The sequence below is a fragment of the Phenylobacterium sp. genome (assembly GCF_041919955.1).
Lineage (GTDB): Bacteria > Pseudomonadota > Alphaproteobacteria > Caulobacterales > Caulobacteraceae > Phenylobacterium.
In genome coordinates this window covers 315,981-342,980 of the sequence record NZ_JAYRSU010000001.1, presented here as the reverse complement: position 1 = coordinate 342,980, position 27,000 = coordinate 315,981, and the positions used below count along the sequence as shown (strand labels likewise).

The 27,000-nt window shown below is 68.3% G+C and carries 26 protein-coding genes; 21 read left to right on the top strand and 5 right to left on the bottom strand.

From position 1 onward, the window contains the following. Positions 1 to 432 precede the first annotated feature (432 nt). Together ACE3T2_RS01660 and ACE3T2_RS01655 are read left to right on the top strand one after the other, a co-directional pair. Positions 433 to 1,932 carry an aldehyde dehydrogenase family protein gene (locus ACE3T2_RS01660; protein WP_374654013.1) on the top strand — a complete coding sequence of 500 codons (1,500 nt, stop codon included), beginning with the start codon at positions 433 to 435 and terminating at the stop codon, positions 1,930 to 1,932. A gap of 111 nt (positions 1,933 to 2,043) precedes the next feature. After that, positions 2,044 to 2,214, top strand: coding sequence for a hypothetical protein (locus ACE3T2_RS01655; RefSeq protein ID WP_374654011.1), 171 nt, complete (start codon positions 2,044 to 2,046; stop codon positions 2,212 to 2,214). Here ACE3T2_RS01655 and ACE3T2_RS01650 read toward each other — a convergent pair. Continuing rightward, complete coding sequence (locus tag ACE3T2_RS01650) at positions 2,211 to 2,960, bottom strand: M48 family metallopeptidase (protein ID WP_374654009.1); 750 nt, start codon at positions 2,958 to 2,960, stop codon at positions 2,211 to 2,213. The two genes, ACE3T2_RS01655 and ACE3T2_RS01650, sit on opposite strands and share 4 nt — an antisense overlap. Before the next feature lie 34 nt (positions 2,961 to 2,994). Next, the gene (locus ACE3T2_RS01645; protein ID WP_374654007.1) at positions 2,995 to 3,630 is read right to left on the bottom strand and encodes a glutathione S-transferase family protein; all 636 of its coding nucleotides are present in this window, start codon (positions 3,628 to 3,630) and stop codon (positions 2,995 to 2,997) included. Positions 3,631 to 3,742: 112 nt separating this feature from the next. Between ACE3T2_RS01645 and ACE3T2_RS01640 the strand changes: the two genes are divergently transcribed. Next, positions 3,743 to 5,110, top strand: coding sequence for a spinster family MFS transporter (locus ACE3T2_RS01640; RefSeq protein ID WP_374654005.1), 1,368 nt, complete (start codon positions 3,743 to 3,745; stop codon positions 5,108 to 5,110). A gap of 37 nt (positions 5,111 to 5,147) precedes the next feature. Here ACE3T2_RS01640 and ACE3T2_RS01635 read toward each other — a convergent pair whose 3' ends face one another. Beyond that, the gene (locus tag ACE3T2_RS01635; RefSeq protein WP_374654003.1) at positions 5,148 to 5,408 is read right to left on the bottom strand and encodes a hypothetical protein; all 261 of its coding nucleotides are present in this window, start codon (positions 5,406 to 5,408) and stop codon (positions 5,148 to 5,150) included. Positions 5,409 to 5,599: 191 nt separating this feature from the next. On the opposite strand from ACE3T2_RS01635, the gene ACE3T2_RS01630 reads away from it, so the two are divergent. From ACE3T2_RS01630 to ACE3T2_RS01615, 4 genes are all read left to right on the top strand, one after another. Next, complete coding sequence (locus ACE3T2_RS01630) at positions 5,600 to 8,554, top strand: TonB-dependent receptor domain-containing protein (protein ID WP_374654001.1); 2,955 nt, start codon at positions 5,600 to 5,602, stop codon at positions 8,552 to 8,554. 86 nt (positions 8,555 to 8,640) lie between these two features. Beyond that, positions 8,641 to 9,570: a nucleoside hydrolase gene (locus ACE3T2_RS01625; RefSeq protein WP_374653999.1), complete on the top strand. Its 930-nt coding sequence runs from the start codon at positions 8,641 to 8,643 to the stop codon at positions 9,568 to 9,570. Further along, positions 9,567 to 10,421, top strand: a complete 855-nt coding sequence (locus ACE3T2_RS01620) for a ribokinase (protein ID WP_374653997.1) — start codon at positions 9,567 to 9,569, stop codon at positions 10,419 to 10,421. The genes ACE3T2_RS01625 and ACE3T2_RS01620 overlap by 4 nt, the downstream gene beginning before the upstream one ends. Further along, positions 10,418 to 11,338 (top strand): isopenicillin N synthase family dioxygenase, encoded by a 921-nt coding sequence (locus ACE3T2_RS01615; RefSeq protein ID WP_374653995.1) that lies wholly within the window; start codon positions 10,418 to 10,420, stop codon positions 11,336 to 11,338. Before ACE3T2_RS01620 ends, ACE3T2_RS01615 begins: the two co-directional genes overlap by 4 nt. 22 nt (positions 11,339 to 11,360) lie before the next feature. Here ACE3T2_RS01615 and ACE3T2_RS01610 read toward each other — a convergent pair whose 3' ends face one another. Beyond that, entirely contained in the window at positions 11,361 to 12,263 is a 903-nt protein-coding gene (locus ACE3T2_RS01610; RefSeq protein WP_374653993.1) for a LysR substrate-binding domain-containing protein, read from the bottom strand. A gap of 430 nt (positions 12,264 to 12,693) precedes the next feature. On the opposite strand from ACE3T2_RS01610, the gene ACE3T2_RS01605 reads away from it, so the two are divergent. The 4 genes from ACE3T2_RS01605 to ACE3T2_RS01590 all read left to right on the top strand — a co-directional run bounded on the left by ACE3T2_RS01605 (position 12,694) and on the right by ACE3T2_RS01590 (position 15,415). Further along, a complete protein-coding gene (locus ACE3T2_RS01605) occupies positions 12,694 to 13,101 on the top strand; it encodes a helix-turn-helix domain-containing protein (protein WP_374653991.1) in 408 nt (135 codons plus the stop codon). Further along, positions 13,098 to 13,466 carry a DUF4180 domain-containing protein gene (locus ACE3T2_RS01600; RefSeq protein ID WP_374653989.1) on the top strand — a complete coding sequence of 123 codons (369 nt, stop codon included), beginning with the start codon at positions 13,098 to 13,100 and terminating at the stop codon, positions 13,464 to 13,466. The genes ACE3T2_RS01605 and ACE3T2_RS01600 overlap by 4 nt, the downstream gene beginning before the upstream one ends. A 93-nt stretch (positions 13,467 to 13,559) precedes the next feature. Further along, the gene (locus tag ACE3T2_RS01595) at positions 13,560 to 14,675 is read left to right on the top strand and encodes a sensor histidine kinase (protein ID WP_374653987.1); all 1,116 of its coding nucleotides are present in this window, start codon (positions 13,560 to 13,562) and stop codon (positions 14,673 to 14,675) included. Continuing rightward, positions 14,672 to 15,415, top strand: coding sequence for a LytR/AlgR family response regulator transcription factor (locus tag ACE3T2_RS01590; RefSeq protein WP_374653985.1), 744 nt, complete (start codon positions 14,672 to 14,674; stop codon positions 15,413 to 15,415). Before ACE3T2_RS01595 ends, ACE3T2_RS01590 begins: the two co-directional genes overlap by 4 nt. Positions 15,416 to 15,516: 101 nt before the next feature. On the opposite strand, the gene ACE3T2_RS01585 is transcribed toward ACE3T2_RS01590, so the two are convergent. Beyond that, complete coding sequence (locus ACE3T2_RS01585) at positions 15,517 to 16,176, bottom strand: PEPxxWA-CTERM sorting domain-containing protein (protein WP_374653983.1); 660 nt, start codon at positions 16,174 to 16,176, stop codon at positions 15,517 to 15,519. A gap of 228 nt (positions 16,177 to 16,404) precedes the next feature. On the opposite strand from ACE3T2_RS01585, the gene ACE3T2_RS01580 reads away from it, so the two are divergent. The 10 genes from ACE3T2_RS01580 (at position 16,405) to ACE3T2_RS01535 (ending at position 26,990) form a co-directional block, all read left to right on the top strand. After that, positions 16,405 to 16,764, top strand: a complete 360-nt coding sequence (locus tag ACE3T2_RS01580; RefSeq protein ID WP_374653981.1) for a YciI family protein — start codon at positions 16,405 to 16,407, stop codon at positions 16,762 to 16,764. After that, on the top strand, positions 16,761 to 18,008 hold the full coding sequence (locus tag ACE3T2_RS01575; RefSeq protein ID WP_374653979.1) for an RNA polymerase sigma factor: 1,248 nt from the start codon (positions 16,761 to 16,763) through the stop codon (positions 18,006 to 18,008). Before ACE3T2_RS01580 ends, ACE3T2_RS01575 begins: the two co-directional genes overlap by 4 nt. Positions 18,009 to 18,094: 86 nt before the next feature. Further along, positions 18,095 to 18,541: a VOC family protein gene (locus ACE3T2_RS01570; RefSeq protein WP_374653977.1), complete on the top strand. Its 447-nt coding sequence runs from the start codon at positions 18,095 to 18,097 to the stop codon at positions 18,539 to 18,541. Between the two features lie 15 nt (positions 18,542 to 18,556). Then, positions 18,557 to 18,928 carry a DUF1801 domain-containing protein gene (locus tag ACE3T2_RS01565; RefSeq protein ID WP_374653975.1) on the top strand — a complete coding sequence of 124 codons (372 nt, stop codon included), beginning with the start codon at positions 18,557 to 18,559 and terminating at the stop codon, positions 18,926 to 18,928. Positions 18,929 to 19,168: 240 nt separating this feature from the next. Next, the gene (locus tag ACE3T2_RS01560; RefSeq protein ID WP_374653973.1) at positions 19,169 to 21,310 is read left to right on the top strand and encodes an ATP-binding protein; all 2,142 of its coding nucleotides are present in this window, start codon (positions 19,169 to 19,171) and stop codon (positions 21,308 to 21,310) included. An 86-nt stretch (positions 21,311 to 21,396) separates the two neighbouring features. Further along, positions 21,397 to 22,881: a spinster family MFS transporter gene (locus tag ACE3T2_RS01555; RefSeq protein ID WP_374653971.1), complete on the top strand. Its 1,485-nt coding sequence runs from the start codon at positions 21,397 to 21,399 to the stop codon at positions 22,879 to 22,881. Positions 22,882 to 22,924: 43 nt separating this feature from the next. Continuing rightward, positions 22,925 to 23,605 carry a MarC family protein gene (locus tag ACE3T2_RS01550; protein WP_374653969.1) on the top strand — a complete coding sequence of 227 codons (681 nt, stop codon included), beginning with the start codon at positions 22,925 to 22,927 and terminating at the stop codon, positions 23,603 to 23,605. A gap of 62 nt (positions 23,606 to 23,667) precedes the next feature. Continuing rightward, positions 23,668 to 24,990, top strand: a complete 1,323-nt coding sequence (gene purB / locus ACE3T2_RS01545; protein WP_374653967.1) for an adenylosuccinate lyase — start codon at positions 23,668 to 23,670, stop codon at positions 24,988 to 24,990. A gap of 162 nt (positions 24,991 to 25,152) precedes the next feature. Then, positions 25,153 to 26,394: a PLP-dependent aminotransferase family protein gene (locus ACE3T2_RS01540; RefSeq protein ID WP_374653965.1), complete on the top strand. Its 1,242-nt coding sequence runs from the start codon at positions 25,153 to 25,155 to the stop codon at positions 26,392 to 26,394. 107 nt (positions 26,395 to 26,501) lie between these two features. Beyond that, positions 26,502 to 26,990: a pyridoxamine 5'-phosphate oxidase family protein gene (locus ACE3T2_RS01535; protein WP_374653963.1), complete on the top strand. Its 489-nt coding sequence runs from the start codon at positions 26,502 to 26,504 to the stop codon at positions 26,988 to 26,990. Positions 26,991 to 27,000 lie beyond the last annotated feature (10 nt).

The window sequence follows — 27,000 nt, the reverse complement described above, 5'->3', positions numbered from 1 at the left end:
CTTTCCTGTAAAGGCGACCACCATGAGCGCGTTTCGCAGCCCGATATCGCCCTGACATGGCGATTATCGAAATTTGATATAGCCATGATCAGAACAGATGCCTTGTCACAAGCGTTGGGGAAGACGACGAAATTCGACGGTCAATTTCATAGACGCATTGTTTCATAAAATCGTCACTGCCTATTCGACGCGTCTGCTCTTGGGTGCGCGGAAGCAACCGTTCACCGACCGCTAAATTCACGCGTTATCTAAATTGTCGCCGACGAATGCCGGGTCGCGCATCAGGCCTTCCGCCCGAGGAATTTATGATATTAATTACCTCGACCGATCGATCCCCCGTCCGCGCCGCCGCGCTCGGGCGGGCGCGAGCCTTCGGACGACAGTCCTTTCAATGACGAGCCGGCCAAGCCGCCCCAGGGAGACCACCGCCCGATGACCTCCACCACCCAGATTCAGCTGCTCGCCGCGGCTCCGGCCCTGGCCGGCCGCGCCACCGGCGCGTTCATCGACGGCCGCATGGTCGCCACCGCCTCGGACCTGCGCCTGGACGTCTACGATCCGGCCACCGAAGAAGTGATCGCGCGCCTGGGCGAGGCCGGCGAGTCTGAGGTCGACGCCGCCGTGCGCTCGGCCCACACCGCCTTCGAGGACGGCCGCTGGTCGCGCCTGCGCCCGGCCGACCGCGAGCGCATCCTGCTCAAGTTCGCCGACCTGGTCGAAGCCCACGGCGAGGAACTGGCCCAGATCGAGAGCTGGAACCAGGGCAAGTCGATCAACATCGCCCGCGCCATCGATGTCGGCGCGACGGTGGAATACATGCGCTACGTCGCCGGTCTGGCGACCAAGATCACCGGCCACACGCTCGACGTCTCGATCCCGGTGCCGCCCGGCGCGCGCTTCAACGCCTATACCCGCCGCGAGCCCCTGGGCGTCGTGGCCGGCGTCGCCCCCTGGAACTTCCCGCTGATGATCGGCGTCTGGAAGGTCATGCCCTCGCTCGCCGCCGGCTGCACCGTGGTGCTGAAGCCGTCGGAGATCACCCCGCTGACCAGCTTCCGCCTGGCCGAGCTGGCCCTGGACGCCGGCGTGCCGCCGGGCGTCTTCAACGTCGTCAACGGCCGCGGCCAGACCACCGGCAAGGCCCTGACCACCCACCCTCTGGTCGCCAAGGTCAGCTTCACCGGCTCGACCCCGGTGGGCAAGGACATCGCCCGCGCCTGCATCGACAACATGACCCGCGTCGCGCTCGAGCTCGGCGGCAAGAACCCGGCCATCGTGCTTGGCGACGCCAACCTCGAGAAGGTCGTGCCGGGCCTGCTGGCGGGCTCGCTGCTCAACAGCGGCCAGGTCTGCGCTGCGGCCTCGCGCATCTATGTCGAGCGCAACCTCTATGGTCCGCTGGTCGACGCCCTCTCGGGCGCGATGACCGGCATGTCGATGGGCCCGGGTCTCGACCCGGCCGCCGAGGTCAACCCGCTGGTCTCGGCGATTCAGCGCGATCGCGTCCGCGGCCATATCGCCACCGCGCGGGAACACGGCGCCGACATCGTCAGCGGCGCCAAGACCCCTGACCGCGGCTACTTCGTCGCCCCGACCCTGGTTGTCGGCGCCAAGGCCGACCATCCGATCCAGAAGGCCGAGGTGTTCGGGCCGGTGGTCAGCATCACCGCCGTCGACAGCGCCGAGGAAGCCATCGCCCTGTCCAACGACAGCCGCTACGGCCTGGCCTCCAGCCTGTGGACCGAGAACCTCAGCCGCGCCATGGACGCCATCCCGCAGATCCGCGCCGGCACCGTTTGGGTCAACAGCCACATCCCGCTGGATCCGAACATGCCGTTCGGCGGCGTGAAGGAATCCGGCATGGGTCGCGACTTCGGCCCGCAGGCGCTGGACGCCTTCACTGAGACGAAGTCGGTCTGCATCGCCTATTGACGCCTGATCGCGGGGGTTTTCCCGGCCCCCGCGACTTCTTCCCTGCTGGTCCACCGTTTGCTCCCGGAACGCCCTACGGTCCCGATGCGGGACTTCATCGGGAGGCAGGCGATGGGCGAGCTGGCCTATGCGATAGATCCGGCTGAACACGGCTGGCGTTGGCGGGTCTTCGATATCGAAGGCGAACTCGTGGCCGGCGGCGTGGCGCCCAGCCAGGCCGAGGCCGAGGCCCGCGCCTTCAGAAGCTCCGGCGCCGAGCCGCCCGCCTCTCTCGAAATCTAGCCCTTCGGCAACGCCGCCACGGCTTCGCGCAGCGCCGCCAGCCGCGGCGCGTCGGCGGGGTGAGTCGACAGCACCTCCGGCGCCTGCGCCTGTCCCGCGCCCTTGCGCGCCATGCGCTCGAAGAACCGGACCGACCCGGCCGGATCGAGGCCGGCCCGCTGCGCCAGGTCCACGCCCAGCCGATCGGCCTCCAGCTCGTGGCTGCGCGAATAGGGCAAGATCACCCCATAGACCGCGCCCATGCCCAGCGCGCCGGCGATCTCGCCGGCGTGCTCGGCATATTCGCCGTTGGCCAGGATCGCCTGGACCACGTTGACGCCAAGTTCGACGGCCATCTGCTGGCTCACTCGCTCAGCCGGATGCCGCGCCAGGATGTGGCCGATCTCGTGTCCCAAAACCCCGGCCAGTTCGTCGTCGTCGGCCGCGAAGTCCATCAGGCCCCTGAACGCGCCGACCTTGCCGTTCGGCAGGACGAAAGCGTTGATCTCGGGGCGGTCGAAGACCACGAACTCCCAATCCAGGTCGGGCCGGCCCGCGGCCTCGACGATTCGCCACCCCACCCGCTCCAGGCGCGCCTGCATTTGCGGATCGCTCGACCGCGGGGTCTGGCGGCGCAGATCGGCCCAGGCCTGGTCGGCCATCTCGGCCAGCGCCTCGTCCGGGGCGACGACGAACTGGTTGCGTCCGGTCGCCGCGTTCTCCGAACAGGCCGCCAGGGAAATCCCGGCGGCCAGGAGGGCCAGCATGCCCCGCCGGCTATGGCCGCAAGCACACCTCACCTCAGGCCTCCGCCCTCGCGGCCGCTTCCCATTCGAGGAACTCCGGCGTCGCCAGCAGACGGCTGGCATAAGCGCCGCACGCGCCATCGTCGCCATAGTCCGACAGGTGCACGCCATAGGTCCGGAAGCGCGTGGCGACCGGCGTATAGAACGCGTCGGCGATCGACCATTCTCCGGCCAGGTACGGCCCGCCCGACCGTTTCAGCAGCCCGTTCCACAACGAGACGATTCGGCGGATGTTCTTTTGGGTGGCTTCGGACAGGGCGGTGACCTTCGGCTCGACCCCCAGCGCCATGGGGCATTCGCCGCGCAGCGACTGGAACCCGGAATGCATCTCGGCGGACGCCGCCCGCGCCAGCGCGCGCAGTTGCGGATCGTCCGGCCACAGCTTCGCCTGGGGGAATTTCTCGGCCAGATATTCGCAGATCGCCAGGGAGTCCCAGACCGTCAGGCCGCCGTCCTTCAGCGCCGGCACAAGGCCTGATGGGGAATGCGGCAAAATCTCCGCCTCCGTGCGCCCCTCGTCCTGGCGAAGGCCGACCAGCGTTTCCTGAAACGACGCCCCGGTACGCTTCAGCACAAGCCAGGGTCGCAGCGACCACGTCGACCACCGCCTGGTTCCGATAACGAGTTCCATCGCGCGCTCCTTTTCGCTAGGTGAGCCTATTGCCCAAGCCCCCCATGGCTCGTCTAGAGTGGGGCCAACGATAAGAAATTCAGTTCGTCCATTTTCGCAGGAAACGCCATTCATGACCGAGACCGCCGCGCCATCGGTTGAGCCCGTCGCTCCCCCCGCAGCCGCCGCGGCCAGCGCGGCGCCTTACTCGGCTTCTTACACCCGGTATGCGATGTTCCTCCTGCTGGGGATCTACATCGTCAATTTCCTGGATCGTGCTGTGGTCAATATTTTGGCCGAGCCGATCAAGAACGACCTCGGCCTCGCCGACTGGCAGCTCGGCCTGATGAGCGGCTTGGCCTTCGCCATCTTCTACACCGTGCTCGGCATTCCGATCGCCCGCATGGCCGAGCGCCGCAACCGCCCCATGATCATCGGCACCGCGGTCGCGGTCTGGTCCGGCTTCACCGCACTCTCCGGCGCGGCCCAGAATTTCGCCCAGCTCGTCCTCTTCCGCATCGGCGTGGGCGTCGGCGAGGCCGGCTGCACCCCGCCCGCCCACTCGCTGATCGCCGACTACGTGCCGAAGGAAAAGCGCGCCTCGGCGCTCGCCTTCTACTCCATGGGCACGCCGCTCGGCGGCCTGCTGGGCCTCGTCATGGGCGGCCTGGTGGCCGACGCTCACGGCTGGCGGGTGGCGTTCCTGGTCGCCGGGGTCCCCGGCATCCTGTTCGCCCTGCTCTGCTGGTTCACCCTCAAGGAACCGCGCAAACTGATGGCCCAGCACTCGGCCGCGATCCACGCGACCCAGGCCAGCTTCGGCGAGACCCTGAAGTACCTGGGCAAGAAGAAGACCTTCTGGCTCATCGCGCTCGGCGCGGCGATCAAGGCGTTCATCGGCTACGGCCACGCCCCCTTCACCGCCTCATTCTTCCTGCGGGTGCACGGCGCCGAGGTGAAGGGCTTGGCCGAGAACTTCAACCTGCAGTCCGTCGGGTTCCTCGGCCTGGCGCTGGGCCTGATGGGCGGCACCGCCGGCGCTATCTCGTCCTATCTCGGCGGTCAGATCGCCGACAAGTACGCCAAGACCGACCTGCGCGGTTACGTGTCGGTCCCGGCGCTCGCCTCGCTGATCGCCGTGCCGGTCTACATCATCGCCGTCAGCGTCCCCTCGGCCTCGGTCGCCCTCTGGATCCTGGTCATCAACGGCCTTCTCGGCTCGCTGTGGTACGGCCCGGTCTACGCCATCGGCCAGTCGATCGTGCCGCCGCACATGCGCGCCACCACCTCGGCCATCCTGCTGTTCACGATCAACCTGATCGGCCTGGGCCTCGGCCCGCTGGCCGTCGGCATCCTCTCGGACGTGATGAGCAACGCCGCGGGCCTCGGCTCGGCCCAGGGCGTTCGCTGGGCGCTGATGATCTCGACCTGCTTCGGCTTCGTCGCCTTCGCGCTCTTCTGGATCGCCCGCAAGACGATCCGCGAGGAAATGGTCAGCTAGACAACGTGCGGGAGGGCGCGGCGCGCCCTCCTCACCCTTACTGGCGCAGGAACACCAGCCACACCGCGGTGGCGGCGAAGATCGCTCCGAACACCGCGTTCAGCCATCGGGCCCGCCGCACCGGCCGCCCCAGCGCCGCCTGAATCAGGAACACAGCCGCCGCCAGGGCGCACCCCGCCGCCGCCAGCCAGAACTTCGCCGGCGGCGCCACGAACACCGCTCCCGCGACCATGGCCAGGGCCACGGCCCGCCCGAACAGTTCCGGCGCCAGTCGCCGCCCGCCGCTGCCTTCCGCCATACGCGTCCTCCATGGTCTGGCGCCGGACTTACCGAAGTCGGGCCGCGCGCGACAAGCCGCCCTCGCTCAACGTCTCGAAAGCGTCATCTGTGGCGCCCGCGTCATGGCGCACTCCATCACGATCCCATAGCCTGCGAGCAAATCACCCGCAGGGGTGGAGCAAAACGATTTCAATCCCGAGGGGGGAATTCGTGATTTCAATCCGTTCCGGCTTGCTCTGCGCAAGCGCCCTGGCCGGCGTGCTCTGCGCCGTCCCCGCCCTGGCCCAGGAGACCGAAGTCTCCGAGGTCGTCATCACCGGCTCGCGCATCGCGCGTCAGGACTACGTTTCCGAAAGCCCCATCGTCACCGTCGGTCAGGATCGCATCGCCGCGGCCGGCATGGTCACGGTCGAGAACGTCCTGAACGAGCTGCCGCAGTTCGTGCCCTCCAACGGCGCCGGCACCAACACCACCAACTTCGTGACCACGCCCGGCCAGGCCTACGCCAATCTGCGGGGCCTAGGCCCCACCCGCACCCTGGTGCTGGTCGACGGCCGTCGCATGGTCGCCGGCAATCCGAACGCCGTGGTCGACCTCAACACCATCCCGACCTTCTTGGTCGAAAGCGTCGAGACCATCACCGGCGGCGCCTCCGCCGTCTATGGCTCCGACGCCGTCGCCGGGGTGGTCAACTTCAAGCTCAAGAAGAACTTCGAAGGCTTGGTCCTCGACGCCCAACTCGGCTCGACCACCGAGAACGACGCAGGTCAGCAGAGCTTCTCGGTCGGCTACGGCCGCAACTTCGCCGACGGGCGGGGCAATGTTTCCTTGGGCGTCAGCTACGACCGGCGCGAGGGGCTGGTCGCCTCCGACCGCGACTGGGCGGCGGTCGGCTATTCGATCCTCACCACCGGCCTCACGCCCTCGGGCGCCGCGACCATTCCCGACGGCCGCTTCGATCCTTCGTCCAACGCCGGCGGCGCCGCCAACCTGCCGACCCAGGCGGCCATGGACGCGGTGTTCGCCAAGTACGGCCTGGCGCCCGGCAGCGTCGCGCGCGGCGCCAACCTCTCCTTCAACGCCGACGGCACGCTGTTCTCGACCTCGCCGGTCCGCAACTACCGCGGCGACAAGATGCTCGGCTACTCCGACGCCAGCTACACGTTCAACAGCGCCGACTATCGCTATCTGAACCTGCCCCTTGAACGGTATGCGGTCTATGCGGCGGGGACGTACGACCTCGAGCGCGGAGCCGAGCTCTACGGGACCTTCAGCTTCACCACCTACGACGTGTCGCGCCAGCTGGGGCCGGCCTCGGCGTCGGATGGCGCCTTCCCGGGACCGGACATCGTGGTGCCGGTCACCAATCCGTTCATCCCGGCCGACCTGAAGGCGCTGCTGGACTCTCGCGCCAACCCGACCGCGGCCTTCTATCCTCGCCGCGCCTTCACCGAGGTCGGCGGCCGCCTCTCGGACAACACCTACCAGACCTGGCAGGTGGTGGGCGGCGCGCGCGGCGAGCTCGGCTTCAGGGACTGGAAGTGGGACATCTACGCCAGCTTCGGCGAGATGAACCACACCGAGGACCAGCATGGAAACGTCAGCCGCGCGGCCATGCGCGAGCTGACCTTCGCCCCGGATGGCGGGGTCGCGATCTGCGGCGGCTTCAACATCTTCGGGGCGGGCAAGGTCAGCCCCGGCTGCGCGAAGTACATCGCCCGCGAGGTCTCCAACGACACCACGATCAAGCAGACGGTGTTCGAGGGCTTCGTCACCGGCTCGCTGTTCGAACTGCCCGCCGGGCCGCTGAAATTCTCGGCCGGCGCCCAGTATCGCAAGGACGAGTTCGACTATTCGCCCGACCCGCTGCTGCAGGGCCCCGACCTCGTCGGCTTCAACCCGGCCGTGCCGGTGAAGGGCGACATCTCCTCCAAGGAAGCCTACGGCGAACTGCTGATCCCGATCCTGGCCGAGGCGCCGCTCGCCTACAGCCTGGACCTGTCGCTGGGCGGCCGGATCGCCGACTACAACACCATCGGCAAGACCAGCGCCTACAAGGCCGACCTGACCTGGCGGCCGATCCAGAGCCTGATGATCCGCGGCGGCTACCAGCGCGCCGTCCGCGCGCCGAACATCGCCGAGCTGTTCTCGCCCCAGTCGCTCGGCTTCTCCGGCATCGGCACGCCCGGCGCGGGCACCACCGCCGGCGACCCGTGCGACGTGCGCTCATCCTTCCGCACCGGCGCCAACTCCGCGGCGGTGCGGACGCTCTGCCTGGCCCAGGGCGTGCCGGCCGGCATCGTCGACACCTACCAGCAGCCCTCGACCCAGGTGGAGATTCTCGGCGGCGGCAATCCGGGCCTGTCGGAGGAGAAGTCCGACAGCTTCACCGCCGGGATCGTCTGGACGCCGCGCATCGACGTCCCGTTCCTGCGCCGCCTGAACATCAGCCTCGACTACTACAAGATCGAGATCGAGGACGTGATCGGCACGCTGTCGGTCCCGACCATCGTCGGCGAGTGCTTCAACACCGGCGGCGCCAACCCCACCTTCGACAACGCCAACTTCTACTGCCAGCAGTTCAAGCGCATACCGAGCGGCGCCATCACCGGGGTTCTGACCACCCAGGTCAACCTGGCCGCCTGGAAGACCTCCGGTCTCGACGCCCAGATCGACTGGGGCTTCGATCTCGCCGACCTCGGCCTGCCGGACGGCGCAGGCGCGATCGACCTCAACCTCGTGGTCTCCAAACTCGAAAATTTCGAGAAGCAGGCCCGCCCGGGCGCGCCCTTCCTGCAGAACGCCGGAACCATCGGCGGCGAGTTATCCGGCGGCGCCTATCCGGAATGGAAGTCGGCCCTGACCGCGACCTACAAGGTCGGCCCGGCCAAGGTCTCCCTCCGCTGGCGGCACATCGACGCCATGAAGGACTTCCGCAGCGTGCCGGTCTTCTCGCCGACCGCGGTCAACACGCCGGACTACGACCTCTTCGACCTGACCGGATCCTGGACCTTCGACGAACGCGTCACCCTGCGCGCCGGCGTCAACAATCTCGGCGACAAGGACCCGCCCTACTATACGAGCTACTCGAACTCGAACACCGATCCATCGACCTACGACATCCTGGGTCGGCGGTTCTATGTGGGCGTCAACGCGCGGTTCTAGGATCACGTGTCCTCTCCCCTCCGGGGGAGAGGATTTGCGCCGAACCAAGCCTTGCCGCCGAGGCCGTTCCTCTTGAGAATGGTTCGGTGAAAAAGATCATCTTCGACTGCGACCCTGGCGTCGACGACGCCGTCGCCCTGTTCCTGGCCTTCGCCTCCCCGCAAGACCTGGACATCCTCGCCATCACTACGGTCGCCGGCAACGTCGCCGCCGACCTCACTGCACGCAACGCCGCCGTGATCCGCCAGATCGCCGGGCGCGAGGACGTGCCGATCCATGCCGGCGCTCGGGCGCCGCTGATCCGCCCGCCGTTCGACGCGGGCGCCTTCCACGGCGAGAGCGGCCTGGGCGACCTGCCGCTGTTCGAGCCCGCCAAGGGGGTCGAACCTGGCCATGCGGCCCAGGTCATCGCCGACCTCGTCATGAACCACGCACCCGGCGAGATCACGCTGGCCGTCACCGGCCCGTTCACGAATCTCGCCCTCGCCATTCGCCTGGAGCCGGACATCGTCGAACGCCTCGGCCCGGTCGTCGTGATGGGCGGCGCCCGGCGTGAGGGCGGCAACATCACCGCTTCGGCCGAGTACAACATCTGGGCCGACCCGCACGCCGCCGACATCGTCTTCTCGTCCGGCGCGGCTTGCGTGGTGATGGGCCTCGACGTCACCCATCAGGTGAGGTCCGACCCCGCACGCACCGCCGCGATCGCCGCTGTCGACACTCCAGCCGCCCGGGCCAGCGCCGCCCTGCTGGAGTTTTCCAACGCCATCGAGCGCGACATCGTCGGCGGGAGCGGCGCGCCGATCCACGACCCCTGCGTCGTCGCCTATCTGCTGGCGCCGCAGCTCTTCACGCTGCGCCCGTGCGAGCTGCGGGTGGAGACCGCCTCGCCCCTGACGCTCGGCCACACCGCGGTCGAATTCCGGATCGACCCGACCGCCGCGCGCATCCAGTGGGCGACCGGTGCAGACGCCGACGGCGTCTTCGCCCTGCTGACCGAGCGGCTGGCGCGATGACCCGGATCACCGTCGTCGGCTCGGTCAATCTCGACTTCGTCGCCACCGCGCCGCGCCTGCCTGCACCGGGTGAGACGGTCACGGGCGCGACCCTCGCCCGCCACCCTGGCGGCAAGGGCGCCAACCAGGCTCTGGCCGCGCGCCGGCTCGGGGCCGACGTCTCGCTGGTCGGCCGCGTCGGCGCCGACGCCTTGGCCGACGAGGCGCTGGCCCTGCTCCGGGCCGAGGGCGTGGACCTCTCCCAGTGCGCAGCGGACGACCGCGCGCCTACCGGCGTCGCCCTCATCGCCGTGGCGGCGGGCGGCGAGAACCAGATCGTCGTGGCTCCCGGCGCCAATATGGAATGCCGGCCTGAAAACCTGACGATGGCGCCCCAGGGCGCGCTTATCTGCCAATTGGAATTGCCGGTCGAAACCGTCGCCCGCGCCGTCGCCCTGGCCGAGGGTTTCGTCTGCCTGAACCTGGCTCCCGCCGCGCCCACGCCAGCCGAGACCCTGGCCCGCGCCGACCTGATCGTCGTCAACGAGACCGAGGCCGCCTTCTACGGTGAAGCACTGAACGCTCTGCCCGGCTTGGTCGCCATCACCCGGGGCGCCAAGGGCGCCGGCCTCTATCGCCACGGCGAACTCATCGCTTCCGCGACCCCGCCGCCCGTGCAAGCGGTGGACACGACCGGCGCCGGCGACACTTTCGTCGCCGCCCTGACCCTGGCCCTGCTGGAGGGCCAGGCGCCGGACGCCGCCCTCGCCTTCGCCTGCGCCGCCGGCGCGGTCACCGCCACACGTCCGGGGGCCCAGCCCTCGCTTCCCACCCGCGCCGAGGTCGAGGCGCGCCTGGAGTCCGTCCGATGAGCGTCCCCACCCTTAGCCTCAAGGCCTTCACCGAGGGCGCGCCCGCCGAGCGCGAGGCCTTTTCCGACGCCCTCATGCAGGGCCTGCAGGACTACGGGTTCATCATCCTCGCCGACCATGGCGTCCCCGCCGACCTGCTGGAGGCCGCCTACGCCCAGAGCGCCGAGCTCTTCGCCCTGCCCGAGGCGACCAAGCGCCAGTACGCCGCCGGCCTGCGCGGCTACACCCCGTTCGGCGTCGAGCACGCCAAGGATTCCAAGGTCGCCGACCTGAAGGAGTTCTGGCAGATCGGCCGCGATCCGGTCCCCGGCCTGTCGGCGGTCGACTTCCCGCCCAATGTCTGGCCGGCCGAAGCCCCGGACTTCCAGGCTACCTTCAGCGCCCTCTTCTCCGCCCTGGACCAGACCGGCCGAACGTTGCTGCAGGCGCTCGCCCCTCGGCTCGGCGTTCCGGCCGACTATTTCGACGCCAAGGTCGCGACCGGTCCGTCGATCCTGCGAGTGCTCCATTACCCGCCGATCCCGGGCGACGCTCCGGACGGCGCGGTCCGGTCGGCGGCCCACGAAGACATCAACTTCATCACGCTCCTGGTCGCCGCCAAGGGCGCTGGCCTGGAGTTGCTGGACCGCGACGGGACGTGGCTGCCGGTCGAGACCGAGCCGAAGAACCTCATCGTTGATTCCGGCGACATGCTTCAGCGCCTGACCAACGGCGTCATCCCGGCCACCACTCACCGCGTCGTCAATCCGCAGGGCCCGAACGTCAGCCGCTACTCGATGCCGTTCTTCATGCACCCGGCCAACGACGTGTCGCTGAAGTGCCTGCCGTCGTGCGAAGGCGACGGCGCCAAATGGCCGGAGACCACCGCGGGCGAGTTCCTGGCCCAGCGCCTGCGCGAAATCGGTCTGACGAAGTAGACCCCATCAGGCTCCGCGCGGTTTAGCCTGCCGGTACGGGAAGCGCCCGCAGAACCGGGGGCGGGGCCGCGGCGGCCTCCTCGACCAGCCACTCACGGAACGCGGCGACCACCGGGCGTTGGCCGCCGGCCGGCGCAACGAAGTGGAACCGCGCCGGCGTGCGCACGAAGCCGTAGGGCGCGACCAGCCGGCCCGAGGCGATGTCTCCCGCCACGTAAATCCAGGGCGAAACACCGGCGCCGAGCCCCGCCACCGCCGCCTCGAGCATGTAGAACAGGTGCTCGTACTCGCGATGGTCCTCGCCGTCGGCGAGTTCGACGCCCGTATGCAGCGACCATTCCCGCCAAGCCTGACGGTGCGGACGCGTATGCAGGCGCGGCGCGGCCGCCAACCCCTGCGCGGCGAGGGCCGGCGCCATCACGGGGCCATGGAAGTTCTCCAGGAAGGGCGTCGCCTCCAGCCCGTCCCCTGTAATCCGCTCGGCCAGCCGGATGGCCGCGTCGAACGGATCCTTGCCGAAGTCGACCGGGCCATAGGCCTCGGTGACCCGTACGTTAAGGCCGGGATGGCGCGCGTGGAACGCGGGCAGCCTCGGGATCAGCCAGCGCATGGCCAGCGTGCCGACGCACGAGACGTGAAGGTCCCGCTCCGCGGCAGAGCGCAACGCCAGGAAGGAGCGCTCGATCCCATCGAAGGCGCCCGCCAGCGTTTCGGCGAACCGCCGCCCCGCCTCGGTCAGCCGCAGACCGTTGCGCGGGCCTTCAGTCAGTCGCACGCCGCAATGGCGCTCGAGGCCGCGCACCTGACGGCTGATGGCGCCATGGGTCACGCACAGTTCGTCTGCGGCCAGGTTCATCCGGCCCAGGCGCGCAAAGGCCTCGAAGGCGCGCAGGGCGGTCAGCGGCGGCAAGCTACGCTTGGGCATGGGGTTCGGCTCGCGACGATACCGTCGTTATAGGAGGCTGCGCTTCTCCGGGACAACCGCGTCTCGCTGCACCGCGCCCCGCGTCCAGCGCTCGGGAGGATTTTCCGGGACCCCGTGCGGGACCAACTAGCGGGCGGCCACCCGCGCCCGCACCAGCCGTCCAGAGCCTTATCGCCGGGCTGCACATCGCATACATCGCCGGCTGCCGACCGGGCCTCGCCGCCCAGTCGGCGGTAAGCCCGCCACTCGCCATCAGTCTGCCCCCTGCAGCGTCGCACGCAGGATGACGCGCCGAGGCAATGGGCCGCAAACGACTAATCGGCCGGCGCTTAGTGAGGTGAGGTCACGAACAAGATGCTCCTCCAAATTCCCAATAAGACTCCAACATCCGATCTTTTCGGATCATAAGGGAATAAACACCGAGGCTTTCGTGTCCGAGAACGTCCTGAGCGTCGCCGCCGCCGCCGAGCGGTTGAAGTTGCATCCGAAGACCATCCTACGGTTCATCCGCGAGGGCCGGCTGCGCGCGACAAGGGTCGGCCGCCAATACCGCATTCTGCAGTCGGACCTCGCCGCCCTCGCAGGCGAACCGGAAAGGCCGGCTCCGCACGCGCGCGTGACCGCCATCGTCGACGTGGCCGAGGTCGACGCCGAAACCGCGCGAGACCTGGCTGCCTGCTTGCCGGCGGCGCGGGCCGGCGGGACGCCCTCAGGCGACCTGATGAGCATCGACCTCGCCTACGATCCTGCCCGCCGACAGCTCAAGGTCGTGCTGATCGGCGCGCCCGGCGACGTGGCCGCCATGCTCTCGATAACGGAAACCCGGCTGGTGAGATGACTGTACAAGCCCTCGAACTCGGCGGTCTGCTGGCCGTGGCCTGGCCCACGGACGGCGCCCCGCTGTCAACCGACCGCGACGCGGGCGACCTTGTTGGGGCGGCGTTCTCGCACGAGGCCCGGCTGGTGATCCTGCCCGCTGCGAACCTCTCGCCCGACTTCCTGCGGCTGGCCTCCGGCCTGGCCGGCGACATGCTGCAGAAGTTTGTCAATTACGGCCTGCGAGTCGTCATCGTCGGCGACATCTCCCCGGCCTTGAAGCAGAGCGCGCCGCTGCGCGATTTCGTCCGGGAGTCCAACCGCGGTCGCCAGGTGTGGTTCGTCGCCGACCTCTCCGAACTGGAAACGCGGCTGGCGACAGGCTGAACGGATCGACCAATCCGGACGGCGCGTCGACCAAAGGCGACGCCTCGCGCGCGCCCTTGAGCTAGTCTTCGCCGATTGGACGCGAGGGGACCGATGTTCAAGACCGATGAATCGCGACAGGCGGCTTGGCTGACGCTGGGCGTCTGGGTCTTGTCCGGCTTCCTAGCCTCGTCGATCGGCGTCCTGATCGGCGTCCGCCTCACGACGTTGCTGATCTACACGGTCATCGCCATCAACGTTCTGGGGATCCTGTCCTCGATCGCGCTCTATCGCGTGGCCGTATGGGTGCGGGAAATGCACCCCGTCGCGCGCACCCTGCTCATGGCCGGCGTCGTGGTGTTGGCCGCCGTGACGCTGGCCTCGGCCGACGTACTGATCATGGAACTTTCGCACACGGCCGAAAGCTGGTCTCCGAACCGCACCCGATTCATGCGGTTCGCCGCGAACAGCGTGGGGTTCTTCTGGATCCTCGGCATGTTGGGCGCGATCTACCTGACGCTGCAGGCCAACTGGATGGTGCGCGAACGCGAGCGTCAACTGGCCGACGCGCGCACCGCCGCCAGCGAGGCCAACGCCGCAGCCAGCGCCGCGCGGCTGGCGGCGCTGCGCTACCAGCTCAATCCGCACTTCCTGTTCAACACCTTGAACGCCGTGTCGGCCGCCGTCATCACCGGCCGCTCTGACGAGGCGGAGACCATGCTCTCCAAGCTCGCCGACTTCCTGCGCGTGACGCTGGTGGCCGATCCCCAGGCCCTGATCCCGCTGGAGGACGAGCTCGCCACCTTGCAGGCCTATCTCGAGATCGAGAGCGTCCGCTTCCGCGACCGGCTGGCTGTGGAGTTCATCTGTCCGGACGACCTGCGCAACGCCCAGACCCCGTCGTTCCTGCTCCAGCCGCTCATCGAAAACGCCATCAAGCATGGCGTCTCGTCCACCAGCGAGACGGTCACCATCCGGCTCGAAGCCAGCCAGGACGGAGAGGATCTGGTTTTGAAGGTCCAGGATGACGGCGGCGGGGGTCAGAGCGATGAGGTGCGCCCCGGCGCCGGGGTAGGATTGGTCAACATCCGCATGCGGCTCGAGACCCTCTACGGGGAGCGCGGCTCGCTCCAGGCCGTCCCGCTGGCGCGCGGTTATCTGGCCGTGGTCCGCCTCCCGTTGCAGTGGAACGCGACCGTCACCCCATTCCGCCGGAGGGTCGCGGCATGATGCGCCTGTTGCTCGTCGACGACGAACCGGCGGCCCTTGAGCGGCTGTCCGCGCTGTTGACCCAGGTGCCGGACGTGCAGGTGGTCGGGACGGCTCGAAACGGCCGCGAGGCCGCCGAGCAGGTCGCCGCGCTGAAGCCCGACCTGGTGCTGCTGGACATCCAGATGCCGGAACGCAGCGGCCTGGCCGTGGCCGCCGGGCTACCGCCCGAGGAGCGGCCAGAGATTGTCTTCGTCACCGCCTTCGAGCTCTACGCCGCCGACGCCTTCGAGGTGGAGGCCGCCGACTATCTGTTGAAGCCGGTACGGTTCGACCGGCTGCGCCAGGCGATCGAACGCGCCCGCCGCCGCCAGGCCCTGCGCGCTGCCGCGGCCCGCGCCGAGGAAGGCGCCGGCGAGGAGGATTCCGACGGGTTCTGGGTGCAAGTCCGCACCGGCTATGTGCGGGTGCCGCTGTCGGAGATCGACTGGATCGAGGCCGCCAAGGACTATGTGCTGCTGCACACCGCCACCCGCAGCCACATCCACCGCGCCACCATGAACGCCCTGGAACGCAAGCTGCCGCCGGCCGAACTTGTTCGCGTGCACCGCTCTGCCTTCGTGCGGCCGGCCAAGGTCCGCGAGGTTCAGCGCCTGGGCAAGGGACTGATCTCACTGGTGCTGGAGGACGGCGTGAACGTCGCCGTGGGGCCGTCCTACGTAAACGCCGTCACCGAAAGGCTGGCGCTCCACCAGGACTGAGCGGCCTGCAGACATGAAGGCGCCGCCCGTCCGCCTAAGCTCGAAAAGGCGGAGGGCGGCGCCGACCTCGGCCTGGGGCCGAGGAGACGGCCTGAATTGGGTCAGGCCGCTGTCGCTGAGAAGGTTCTGCGGCGGGCGCGGATAGCTCCGCCCGCCATCCCGAAGCCCGCAATCATCATCGCCCAGGTCGCGGGTTCGGGAACTGCGCTCGGCAGCCCGCCAGTGACCGTCAGGTTGTCGATCTTGAGGCCGCGGCCGACCAGCGAGTGGTCGCTCGCGAACTGGAAGCGGATATCGACGACCTGACCCAGCAGCGGCGCGAGATCGAAGCTCGCGCGTCCGGTCTCGATCCCGGAGAGCCCTCTCGGCCCCAAGAGTTCGCCGGCGCGACCGCCCAGCGAGCGGAAGAGGCCCGGCGTCGTCGGGTCAAGCAGATGGGCCGGCGAGAAGACGCCGTCGACCGCGTAGGCGAGGTTGAAGCCGTCCCAGGTGTATTCGCTGTGCAGGTCGTAGTCGAAGCTCAGCAGGGCGCTGCTCGCCTTCGTCAGGTCGAGCCGGACTTGATAATAGGAATAGTCGTTGTTGACATAATTCCCCGCCTGGTGGCCGACCGTGCCGCCAGCGACGCTGAACTTGCCCCCGACGCTCTCGTTGGCGCGCAGACCGCCCGAGAAGTCCTGGGTGTAGATCGTCGCGGCCTGGGCCGCGCCCACGCCAAGCGTGCAGGCGGCGACCGCCCCCAGAAGTACCAGCTTCTTCATTCCAAACCCCGTCATCCGACGCCCGAGCGGCGTCCGTCGGGCCTCTTCCTGCCGCGCAAGCCCGGCGGGGTCTGCAAGACTGCGCTCAACCTGGACAGCAGCGCGCCCCGTGCGACGAACGCCGCCAGCTGCGCGACGGGGGCGCCGCGCTGTTAACTTGCGATTTTCTGTGAGACCCCTGTCGGAAACGGACGCGGTGGTCCGTCCTTAGGGAGAACCGAGGCTCAAATGCGCTACGCCATCCTCTGCTACAACGACGAAGCCGTCACCTCCGCCTGGAGCAAGGAGGAGGACGAGGCTGTCATGGCCAGGCTTCAGGTCGTCCATGACCGGATCGCCGACAAGCTCGGCCCCGCTATCCGCCTGCAGCCCACCACCTCGGCCACCACCCTGCGCAAGTCGCAGAACCTGGTGATCGATGGCCCTTACGCCGAGACCAAGGAACAATTGCTCGGCTTCTACATCGTCGATGTCGATAGCCTCGACGAGGGTCTGCAGATCGCGCGCGAGCTCGGTCAGGCGAATCCGGGCGGCGCCTACGAATTGCGCCCGCTGATGCTCTACCTGCCTGGGAAACCCATGACGTGACCACCGACCCCGCCTGGATCGACGCCGCCCTGACATCCGCCCGCCCGCAGGCGGTCAGCGCCCTGCTGCGCTACTTCCGCGACCTAGACGTCGCCGAGGAAGCCTTCCAGGACGCCTGCCTGCGCGCGCTGAAGTCTTGGCCGGAAAAGGGCCCGCCGCGCGATCCGGCCGCCTGGCTGATCCTGGTCGGGCGCAACAGCGGCATCGACGGCGTGCGCCGCCGCGCGCGCCAGCAGGCGCTGCCGGCGGAAGAGACCATCTCCGACCTCGACGACGTCGAGGCGCCGCTGGCCGAGCGGCTCGACGGATCGGACTATCGCGACGACATCCTGCGGCTGCTGTTCATCTGCTGCCATCCCGACCTGCCCGCGGTGCAGCAGGTCGCGGTCGCCTTGCGCATCGTCTGCGGCCTGTCGGTCAGGCAGATCGCCCGCGCTTTCCTAGTCAGCGAAGCGGCGATGGAGCAGCGCATCACCCGCGCCAAGGCCCGCGTCGGCCAGTCCAAGGTGCCGTTCGAGGCGCCCGGCCCGGCCGAACGCGCCGAGCGTCTGGCCGATGTGGCGGCCGTGGTCTACCTGATGTTCAACGAAGGCTATTCGGCCACCCTGGCTGAGGCCGATGCGCGCCAGCCCTTCGCGATCGAGGCGATCCGCCTCGCACGCCTGTTGCTGCGGCTGTTTCCGACCGAACCGGAGATCATGGGCCTGGCGGCCCTGATGCTGCTGCAGCATTCGCGCGCCGCCGCCCGCTTCGACGCCAACGGCCAGGTCGTGCTGCTGGAGGATCAGGACCGCGAACTCTGGAACCACAACATGATCGCCGAGGGCCTGGCCCTGCTCGACAAGGCTATGCGCCACCGCACGCCGGGCGCATATCAGGTCCAGGCCGCGATCGCCGCCCTGCACGCCCGCGCTCGCACCGCCTCCGAGACCGACTGGGCGCAGATCGACCTGCTCTACGCCACCCTGGAACAGATGACGCCCTCGCCGGTGATCACCCTGAATCGTGCGGTGGCGGTCTCCAAGACCGCAGGGCCGGAGGCGGCCCTCGCCATGATCGAACCGCTGGAGGGCCAGCTCTCCGGCTACTTCTACTTCCACGGCGCCAAGGGCGGCTTCCTCAAGCAGCTAGGCCGCCGCCGTGAGGCGCGCGAAGCTTTCGACCGCGCCATCGCACTCGCCAACAGCGCGCCCGAGGCGGCCCATATCCGCCAGCATCTCGACAGCCTGGCCGGCGACGGCTGATTTTTTGGTGGGCCCTGTCGATCTCGGCCTCTCCCGCCCGTCCTAGGTTCAAAGCGCCCGTCGGCGCACATGCAAGGAGGATCGCAATGACCACCACCGCCACCATGGACACCGCCGCCGAGACCGTGGCCGCCATCGATGCGCCGATGAAGGGCGTCATTCCGCACCTGAACGTGGTCGGCGCCGCCAAGGCCGCCGAGTTCTATCAGAAGGCCTTCGGAGCCCAGGAACTGATGCGCCTGCCGGCCCAGGACGGCGAACGGCTGATGCATTGCGCCCTGGTGATCAACGGAGGCTCGCTGTTCCTCTGCGACTGCTTCCCGGAGATGGGCCACGGCTACGAGCACCAGCCCTCCAACTCCTTCACCATGCATCTGCAGGTGGACGACATCGACGCTTGGTTCGACCGCGCGGTCCAGGCCGGCGCCGAGGTGCTGGAGCCGGTCTCGCTGATGTTCTGGGGCGACCGCTACGGCCGGCTGCGCGACCCGTTCGGCGTCTGCTGGTCGATGGGCCAGACGGCTCAGCGATAGACCGGGGATTCCGCCATGTCCGCGAAAGTCGACGCCTACCTCGCCACCCTGCCCGACTGGCAGCAGGCGACCGCCCGCGACCTGCGCACCGCCCTTCTGGCCCAAGGCCTGTCCGAGGACTTCAAGTGGGGCCACCCCATGTGGTCCTCGGCTGACGGCCCGGTCTGCCTGCTGAAGGGCTTTAAGGCCCACATGAACTTCGCGTTCTGGCGCGGCGCCCAGATGACCGACCTGGACGCCCGTCTCGAACCCAGCGGCGGCTTTCAGATGGCGACCATCAAGCTGACCGGCCCAAGCCAGGTCTCCGCCGACGAGGCCGCGCGCCTGGCTCAAGCCGGCGCTGCGCTCAACAAGACCCACGGCGACCCGATGAAGACCAAGGCCTAGGGTCGAGGCCTGTAGGCTCCCGTCTCGTACTCCACGCAGTCGGTCCGCTGGTCAGCGACCGCCTGCGGCGGGGTTGGGATGTAATAGTGGATAATCCGTCGACAGGCCGCGCAGCCCCAATCCTCGGTCAAGTGGAACCGGTGGTGTGTCGGTCCGATCGGAACCTCGGCTTTCCGACGCCGTTGAACGAACTCCGTGCTAGGTTCCGCGCGGACGAGGATCGGGAAGGCGGGATCGCGCGTGAGCATTGAAGAAGCTCCATCGGCGACGGCGGCGTCGCTGCTGCAGGCGATCGACTGGGACGCGACGCCGATCGGCCCGCGCGCGAGCTGGTCGCGCGCTTTTACGACGACTCTGGAGCTGATGCTCAGCTCGCGCCATCCAATGTGCCTGGGATGGGGGAAGGACCTCACCTTCTTCTACAACGACGCCTACGCGCCGTTCCTTGGTGCGCGACATCCCTCGGCGATGGGCCGTCCGTTCGGCGAGGTCTGGAGCGACGTCTGGCCGGACATCGAGCCCCTGTTGCGACAGGCCTTGAGCGGGGAGGCCACGTGGTCCGAAGACCTGCCCTTGCTGATGACCCGCAACGGCTATCCGGAAGACACCTGGTGGAGCTTCTCCTACAGCCCGGTTCGCGACGACGACGGCGCCATCGCCGGCGTGCTCGACGTCTGTACGGACTCGACCGCCAAGGTGCTGTCGCAGCGCCGCAAATCGTTCCTGCTCGCCTTCAGCGACCAGATCCGCAACCTGGTCGATCCGATCGACATCACCAACGCCGCCTCTGAGGTGCTGGGCGCGCATCTGGGCGTCAGCCGCGCCGGCTATGGAGAGGTCGACGCCGCCGTCGAGCATGTCCGCATCGACCGCGACTGGACCGACGGCTCCGTGCTCAGCCTGGGCGGCCAGAATCGGCGGCTGGACGGCTTCGGCCCGCTGGTTGCCGACACTCTGCGCGAGGGCCGGATCCTGCGCATCGACGACGTCACCTCGGATCCGCGCTCTGCGGCCTATGCGGCCACCTATGGCTCGCTGGTCGCCCGGGCCTTGCTGGTCGTGCCTTTGATCCGCGGTGGACGCCTGCGCTCGGTCTTCTATCTGCATGATGCCAATGCGCGGATCTGGAAGCCCGAGGACGCCACCCTGGCGCTCGACGTCGCCACGCGCACCTGGGAAGCGGTCGAGCGCGCACGCGCCGAAGCCGAACTGCGTGAGTTCGCCCAGACGCTGGAAACTCGCGTCACCGAGCGCACGGAGCAGTTGCTAGCCGCCGAGGCGGCCCTGCGCCAGAGCCAGAAGCTGGAGGCCATGGGCCAGCTCACCGGCGGCGTGGCGCATGATTTCAACAACCTGCTGACGCCGATCGTCGGCAGCCTGGACCTGCTGCAGCGCCGCGGCCTTGGCGAGCGCGAACAGCGGTTGGTCGAGAACGCGCTGCAGTCCGCCGAACGCGCCACCACCCTCGTCCAGCGCCTCCTGGCCTTCGCCCGCCAGCAGCCCCTCAAGACCGGTCCCACCGACATTGCGGGCCTCGTCCAGGGCCTGGGCACGCTGCTCGGCAGCATCATCGGCCCGAAGGTCGAGCTGACCTGTGTCTGTGACGCCGATCTGCCCGACGCCCTGGCCGATCCGCACCAGCTCGAAATGGCGCTGATCAATCTGTGCGTGAACGCTCGCGACGCGATGCCCGACGGCGGGCGTCTGCAAATTCGCGCCTCGGTCGAGCGGTCCGCCGAGAGCGGCGACCTTACGGCCGGGGACTACGTACGACTGGCCGTCATCGACACAGGCTGCGGCATGGACGAGGCGATGATCGCGCGGGCGGTCGAGCCGTTCTTCTCGACCAAAGGCGTCGGCAAGGGAACGGGTCTCGGCCTCTCGATGGCCCACGGCCTGGCTTCCCAACTCGGCGGGGCGCTGCGGATCGACAGTCAGGTGGGGGCCGGCACCACGGTCGCCCTGTGGCTGCCGGTGGCGGAGGCCGGCGCGACGGTTCAAGATGACGAGGCCGGACTGCCGATCCTGGTGCGCCTGGCGGGACGCGCCCTGCTGGTCGACGACGAGGCGCTGGTGCGGTCGACCACCAGCGAAATCCTCAGCGAGCTCGGCTATGACGTCGTCGAGTTCGCGAGCGCCGAGGAGGCGCTCGACCATGTCGATCGTGGCGAACCCTTCGACCTGCTGGTCACCGACCACCTGATGCCGGGCATGAACGGCGCCGACCTCGCGATGCGCCTGCGCCAGATAGCCCCGCTTTCACGCGCGGTCGTGGTGTCGGGCTCCGAGGAAGTGGAGCTTCACGTCGAGGGCGTCGCCCGGCTGGTCAAGCCGTTCCGCCCCAGCGAGCTGGCCGCCAGCATCGCCCAACTGGTGGGCTGAAGACGCTCACGCCGCTTTCTCCTTCCCCTCTCCGCACGGCCATGCGTAACCTGCGCAAAACAACATAACCTCGAGGGGGAGGTCCCATGGCCGAGACCGCAGCCGGCGCCGCCGCGTCCGCACGCAAGCCGCTGTTTTCCGAGGGCTACAAGCAGACCGTCCTTTGGCTCCTGGTCCTGGCCTATACCTTCAACTTCATCGACCGCACGATCATCGCCACCATCGGTCAGGCGATCAAAGTGGACCTGAAGCTGACCGACACGCAGCTCGGCCTGCTCGGCGGCCTGGCCTTCGCCCTGCTCTATACGACTCTCGGCATCCCGATCGCCCGCGTGGCCGAGCGTCACAGCCGGGTCAACATCATCACCATAGCCATCGTGATCTGGTCGGGGTTCACCGCGCTCTGCGGCATGGCCCACAGCTTCCTGCAGCTCATGCTGTTTCGGGTCGGCGTGGGCGTCGGCGAGGCCGGCCTGTCCCCTCCCGCCCACTCGCTGATCTCCGACTATTTCGAACCGAAGAAGCGCGCCTCGGCGCTCTCGATCTACTCGTTCGGCATCCCGCTCGGCACCATGTTCGGTGCGGTGGCCGGCGGCTGGATCGCCCAGAACCTCGACTGGCGGATGGCCTTCATGATGGTCGGCCTGCCCGGCATCATCGTCGCGATCCTGCTGAAGGTCTTCGTCAAGGAGCCCCCGCGCGGCTACTCCGACCGCCTGGTGGCTGAGCAGGCGGGCGACATCCCGCTCACGGAAGGCGACGAAACCGCTCCGCCCGTCCACGCCAAGCCGCCGTCGATCCTGGCCGTCGCCAAGCGCATCTTCGGCAGGTGGGGCTTCTTCCACATGGTGGCGGGTATCACGCTGGCTTCCTTCGCCGGCTACGGCACCGGGCAGTATTCCGCGCCCTACTTCATCCGAACCTTCGGCCTGGACTTGGCGACCGTCGGCATCATCTTCGGCCTGATCGGCGGCGTCGCGTCGGGCGCGGGCACACTGCTGGGCGGGTTCCTCACCGACTGGGCCGCCAAGAAATCCGGCCGCTGGTACGCCCTGGTGCCCGCGATCGGCCTGCTGATCGCTTGCCCGCTCTACATCCTGGTCTACACCCGGCCGGACTGGAAGGTCGCCGCAGCCCTGCTGCTGATCCCCGGCGTTTTCCACTACACTTATCTCGGCCCGACCTTCGGAGTGATCCAGAACGCCGTCAGCCTGCGCATGCGGGCCACCGCAACCGCCCTGCTGTTCTTCGTGCTGAACCTGATTGCGCTCGGCTTCGGCCCGCCCTTCTGCGGTTGGTGCATCGACATGCTCTCGCAACACAATTTCGCGGTGAACAACCTCGGCTCGTTCTTCGAGATGTGCCCGGGCGGCGTGGGGCGCGAAGGCGCTGGGGCCGTTGTCGACGCCGCCTGCAAGGCCGCCATGGCCAAGGGCACGCGGGAGGGCATCATCCTCAACCTGCTGATCTATGCATGGGCGGGCGTTCACTATCTCCTGGCCGCCATCACCCTGCCCAAGGACATGGCCGACGCGCTGAAGCAGACCGAACTGGAGGCCGCCGGCGCCTGACCCCTGGCGCAGGTCCCCCGCCTGCGCCTAGGTTCCCCCCCGCATGACCCTCGATCCGCTTCCGCTGAACACCGTCGTCGGCGCCTTCCTTCTGGCGTTCCCAGCCCTGTTCTCGATCGTCAATCCGCTCGGCGCCGCGCTTACCTTCCATCAGGTGACCGAAGGGCGGGGCGACCGGCACGCCCTGGCTTGGCGGATCGCGGTCTACGCCCTCTTCATCCTGCTAGGCTCGCTGCTGCTGGGCAGCTACATCCTCGGATTTTTCGGTGTCAGCCTGGGCGCGCTGCGCGTGGCCGGCGGCCTGGTGGTCGCCATCCGCGCCTGGAGCCTGCTGATGGACCCGGAGGTGCAGGAGGACCGCAAGGCCAACGCTGCGGCTCCGGCCGAGAAGGCGCACGACGACGTCGCCTTCTTCCCGCTGACCATGCCGTTCACCACCGGACCCGGCGCGATCTCGGTGGCTATCGCACTGTCGTCCCAGCGCCCGGCCGAGGGGCACGGGGTGCTGACCTTCTTCATCGGAGTCAGCCTGGCCGCGGTGCTGGTCGCCCTGATGGTGGGCGTCTTCTACCGCTGGTCCAGCGTGGTGCTCTCCATGCTGGGCCGCTCCGGCGCGCGGGTGCTGTCGCGCCTCGTCGCCTTCCTGTTGCTCTGCGTGGGCGTGCAGATCATCTCCAGCGGCCTCGAAAGCCTGGTCCCGACCTATCTCAAGGCCGCGACTTAAGCGCCCCGCACATTGCGATTGAGGCTCCGGGAGGCTAACACGCGCGCCGAAGGAGCCCCGCCATGATCCCCCGTTACGCCCGCCCGGAAGCCGCCAAGATCTGGGACCCGCAGACGCGCTTCAAGATCATGTTCGAGATCGAGGCTCACGCCGCCGACAAGATGGCGGAACTGGGCGTGATCCCGAAGCTGGCCGCCGAGACCATCTGGGAGAAAGGTCGCGACGCGATCTTCGACGTCGACCGCATCGACGCCATCGAGCGCGAAGTGAAGCACGACGTCATCGCCTTCCTGACGCATGTGACCGAGATCGTCGGCCCGGAAGCCCGCTTCCTGCACCAGGGCATGACCTCGTCCGACGTCAACGACACCGCCCTCGCCGTCCAACTTTCGCGCGCCACCGACCTTCTGATCGAGGACGTCGACCTGGTGCTGGCAGCGCTGAAGAAGCGCGCGTTCGAGTTCAAGCTGACGCCGACCGTCGGCCGCAGCCACGGCATCCACGCAGAGCCGACCACCTTCGGCCTCAAGCTCGCCGGTCACTACGCCGAGTTCCAGCGCGCCAAGGAGCGCCTGGCCATGGCCAAGTTCGAGATCGCCACCTGCGCGATCTCCGGCGCGGTCGGCACCTTCGCCAACGTCGCGCCCGAGGTCGAAGCCCACGTGGCGGAGAAGATGGGTCTGGCCGTCGAGCCCGTCTCGACCCAGGTCATTCCGCGGGACCGACATGCGGCCTACTTCGCGGCCCTCGGCGTCGTCGCCAGCTCCATCGAGCGCCTCGCCGTCGAGATCCGCCACCTGCAGCGGACCGAGGTGCTTGAGGCCGAAGAGTTCTTCGACGTCGGCCAGAAGGGCTCGTCGGCCATGCCGCACAAGCGCAACCCGATCCTGACCGAGAACCTGACGGGCCTGGCCCGTCTGGTCCGCTCGGCGGTCGTCCCGGCCATGGAGAACGTCGCCCTTTGGCACGAGCGGGACATCAGCCACTCGTCGGTCGAGCGCGGCATCGCCCCGGACAGCACCATCCACCTGGATTTCGCCCTGCGCCGCCTCGCCAATGTCGTCGACCGTCTGCTGGTCTATCCGGCCAACATGCAGAAGAACCTCGACCGCCTTGGCGGGCTGGTTCACTCGCAACGCGTCCTGCTGGCCCTGACCCAGAAGGACATCAGCCGCGAAGGCGCCTACGCCGCGGTTCAGCGCAACGCCATGAAGGTCTGGCGCGGTGAAGGAAACTTCCTCGACTTCCTGAAAGCCGACCCGGAGGTGATCCTCTCGGACGCCGAGCTCTCCGAGCTGTTCGACCTCGGCTATCACTTCAAGAACGTCGACGTGGTCTTCGCCCGCGTATTCGGCCAGGACGCCATGGCCAAGGCGGCCGAGTAGGGTTAGAGATCCGGCATGGCTAAGACCAAGCATGGCCGGCGGCGCTTCTGGCGCCGCCGCACCCAGGGCCCGACCTGCATCGTATGACGCCCCTGATCTGATCAGGCGGCGCTGCGCACTCGCGCGGCGTCAACGGACGGACACCGCCCCGTCCCCGACCCCATGCGAGACCATACAACCATGACCGACCAAACCGACTGGGCCCAGCGCTTCAGCGAACGCATGACCCGCGTTCGCGCCAACGAGATCCGCGAGTTGCTGAAGCTGCTCGACCAGCCCGACATCCTCTCCTTCGCCGGCGGCATCCCCGATCCGGAACTGTTCCCGGCCGACCGCATCCAGGCCGCCTATGACGCGGTGCTGTCCGATCGGCAGCTTTCGCAGCAGGCCCTCCAGTATTCCGTCAGTGAGGGCTATCTGCCCCTACGTGAATGGATCGTGGAGCGGATGGCGATCCACGGCGTGCCCTGCACGCCCGACAACATCATGCTCACAGCCGGCTCGCAGCAGGCGCTGGACCTGCTGGGCAAGCTGTTCCTGACGCGCGGCGATACGGTGATGGTCGCGCGCCCGACCTATCTCGGCGCGCTGCAGGCCTTCACCTCCTACGAACCCCACTATCTGGACCTGCCCGACGGGGCGCTGACCGACGGCGTGGACGCCCAGGCCCTGATGGCCGGGCGCAAGCCCCGCCCGCTCGGCTACTTCGTTCCCGACTACGCCAATCCGACCGGCGAGAGCCTGTCGCTACCGCAGCGCGAGGCCCTGCTGGATCTGGCCGGCGAGCTGGACATGACGCTGATCGAGGACGCGGCCTATCGCGAACTGCGCTTCGGCGGCGAGGCCCTGCCCAGCCTGCTGGCGCTCGACATCGCACGCTCGGGCTCCATCGAGACCGCCCGCACGCTCTATTGCGGCACCTTCTCCAAGACCATCTCGCCGGCCCTGCGCCTCGGCTGGGTGTGCGGGCCGAAGGCGGTGATCGAGAAGCTGGTCCTGCTCAAGCAAGGCAGCGACCTGCACGTCTCGACGATCAACCAGATGGTCGGCTGGCGCACCGTCACCGAGGACTACGAACAGCACCTGTCGCGCCTGCGCGGCGCCTATGGCGCCAAGGCCAAGGCTCTTCTCGACGCCCTGGCCCGCCACATGCCGCAGGGCGTGACCTGGTCCAAGCCCGAGGGCGGCATGTTCGTCTGGATCCGCCTGCCCGAGGGGATCGACGGCAAGGACCTGCTGGCCCGCGCCATCGAGGAAGAGCGCGTCGCCTTCGTGCCGGGCGCCCCGTTCTTCGCCGAGACCTCGGCGACCAACACCATCCGCCTCAGCTACTCGCTGCCCACCCCGGAGCAGATCGACGACGGCGTGGCGCGCCTGGCTCGCCTCATCGCCCGCACAGCCTAGGCTGCCTGGCGGGATTGTTCCCAGCCGGCGACGAAATAAACTCGCAAGCTCGGCCGCAACGCCCATGGGGCCCCTCCGTTCACCTCGCTTGAACGGAGGAGCCATTCATGACCACCCCCACCGAGATCGAAGAGAAGTTCTGGAAGGCGCTGAAGTCCGACATGACCCTGATGCTGGGTCTGGTCGGTGTCGAGGAAGGCCACGCCCAGCCGATGACCGCCCAATTCGACGGCGACGATCGCCGGGCGATCTGGTTCTTCACCGCCAAGGACAGCGATCTGGTCCAGGCGCTGGGCGCGCGCCACGAGGCGGCCGCCTATTTCGCCGACAAGAGCCACGACATCTTCGCCGCCGTGCAGGGTGAACTGGTGGCCGACAACGATCCGGCCATGATCGACCGGCTTTGGAACCGCTTTGTCGCCGCCTGGTTCGAAGGCGGCCAGAGCGATCCGAACTTGCAACTGCTGCGCTTCGTGCCCGACCGCGCCCAGATCTGGCTGAACGAGAACAACCTGCTGGCCGGCGTCAAGCTGCTGCTCGGGAGCGACCCGAAGAAGGACTATCAGGACAAGGTCGCCGACGTCCGGCTGAACTGAAGTCGGCGGG

Coding starts and splice junctions, on each gene's coding strand:
- ACE3T2_RS01660 (WP_374654013.1), top strand. CDS start 433: ATGACCTCCACCACCCAGATTCAGCTGCTCGCCGCGGCTCCGGCCCTG.
- ACE3T2_RS01655 (WP_374654011.1), top strand. CDS start 2,044: ATGGGCGAGCTGGCCTATGCGATAGATCCGGCTGAACACGGCTGGCGT.
- ACE3T2_RS01650 (WP_374654009.1), bottom strand. CDS start 2,960: ATGCTGGCCCTCCTGGCCGCCGGGATTTCCCTGGCGGCCTGTTCGGAG.
- ACE3T2_RS01645 (WP_374654007.1), bottom strand. CDS start 3,630: ATGGAACTCGTTATCGGAACCAGGCGGTGGTCGACGTGGTCGCTGCGA.
- ACE3T2_RS01640 (WP_374654005.1), top strand. CDS start 3,743: ATGACCGAGACCGCCGCGCCATCGGTTGAGCCCGTCGCTCCCCCCGCA.
- ACE3T2_RS01635 (WP_374654003.1), bottom strand. CDS start 5,408: ATGGCGGAAGGCAGCGGCGGGCGGCGACTGGCGCCGGAACTGTTCGGG.
- ACE3T2_RS01620 (WP_374653997.1), top strand. CDS start 9,567: ATGACCCGGATCACCGTCGTCGGCTCGGTCAATCTCGACTTCGTCGCC.
- ACE3T2_RS01615 (WP_374653995.1), top strand. CDS start 10,418: ATGAGCGTCCCCACCCTTAGCCTCAAGGCCTTCACCGAGGGCGCGCCC.
- ACE3T2_RS01610 (WP_374653993.1), bottom strand. CDS start 12,263: ATGCCCAAGCGTAGCTTGCCGCCGCTGACCGCCCTGCGCGCCTTCGAG.
- ACE3T2_RS01600 (WP_374653989.1), top strand. CDS start 13,098: ATGACTGTACAAGCCCTCGAACTCGGCGGTCTGCTGGCCGTGGCCTGG.
- ACE3T2_RS01595 (WP_374653987.1), top strand. CDS start 13,560: ATGTTCAAGACCGATGAATCGCGACAGGCGGCTTGGCTGACGCTGGGC.
- ACE3T2_RS01590 (WP_374653985.1), top strand. CDS start 14,672: ATGATGCGCCTGTTGCTCGTCGACGACGAACCGGCGGCCCTTGAGCGG.
- ACE3T2_RS01585 (WP_374653983.1), bottom strand. CDS start 16,176: ATGAAGAAGCTGGTACTTCTGGGGGCGGTCGCCGCCTGCACGCTTGGC.
- ACE3T2_RS01580 (WP_374653981.1), top strand. CDS start 16,405: ATGCGCTACGCCATCCTCTGCTACAACGACGAAGCCGTCACCTCCGCC.
- ACE3T2_RS01570 (WP_374653977.1), top strand. CDS start 18,095: ATGACCACCACCGCCACCATGGACACCGCCGCCGAGACCGTGGCCGCC.
- ACE3T2_RS01565 (WP_374653975.1), top strand. CDS start 18,557: ATGTCCGCGAAAGTCGACGCCTACCTCGCCACCCTGCCCGACTGGCAG.
- ACE3T2_RS01555 (WP_374653971.1), top strand. CDS start 21,397: ATGGCCGAGACCGCAGCCGGCGCCGCCGCGTCCGCACGCAAGCCGCTG.
- ACE3T2_RS01550 (WP_374653969.1), top strand. CDS start 22,925: ATGACCCTCGATCCGCTTCCGCTGAACACCGTCGTCGGCGCCTTCCTT.
- purB (WP_374653967.1), top strand. CDS start 23,668: ATGATCCCCCGTTACGCCCGCCCGGAAGCCGCCAAGATCTGGGACCCG.
- ACE3T2_RS01540 (WP_374653965.1), top strand. CDS start 25,153: ATGCGAGACCATACAACCATGACCGACCAAACCGACTGGGCCCAGCGC.
- ACE3T2_RS01535 (WP_374653963.1), top strand. CDS start 26,502: ATGACCACCCCCACCGAGATCGAAGAGAAGTTCTGGAAGGCGCTGAAG.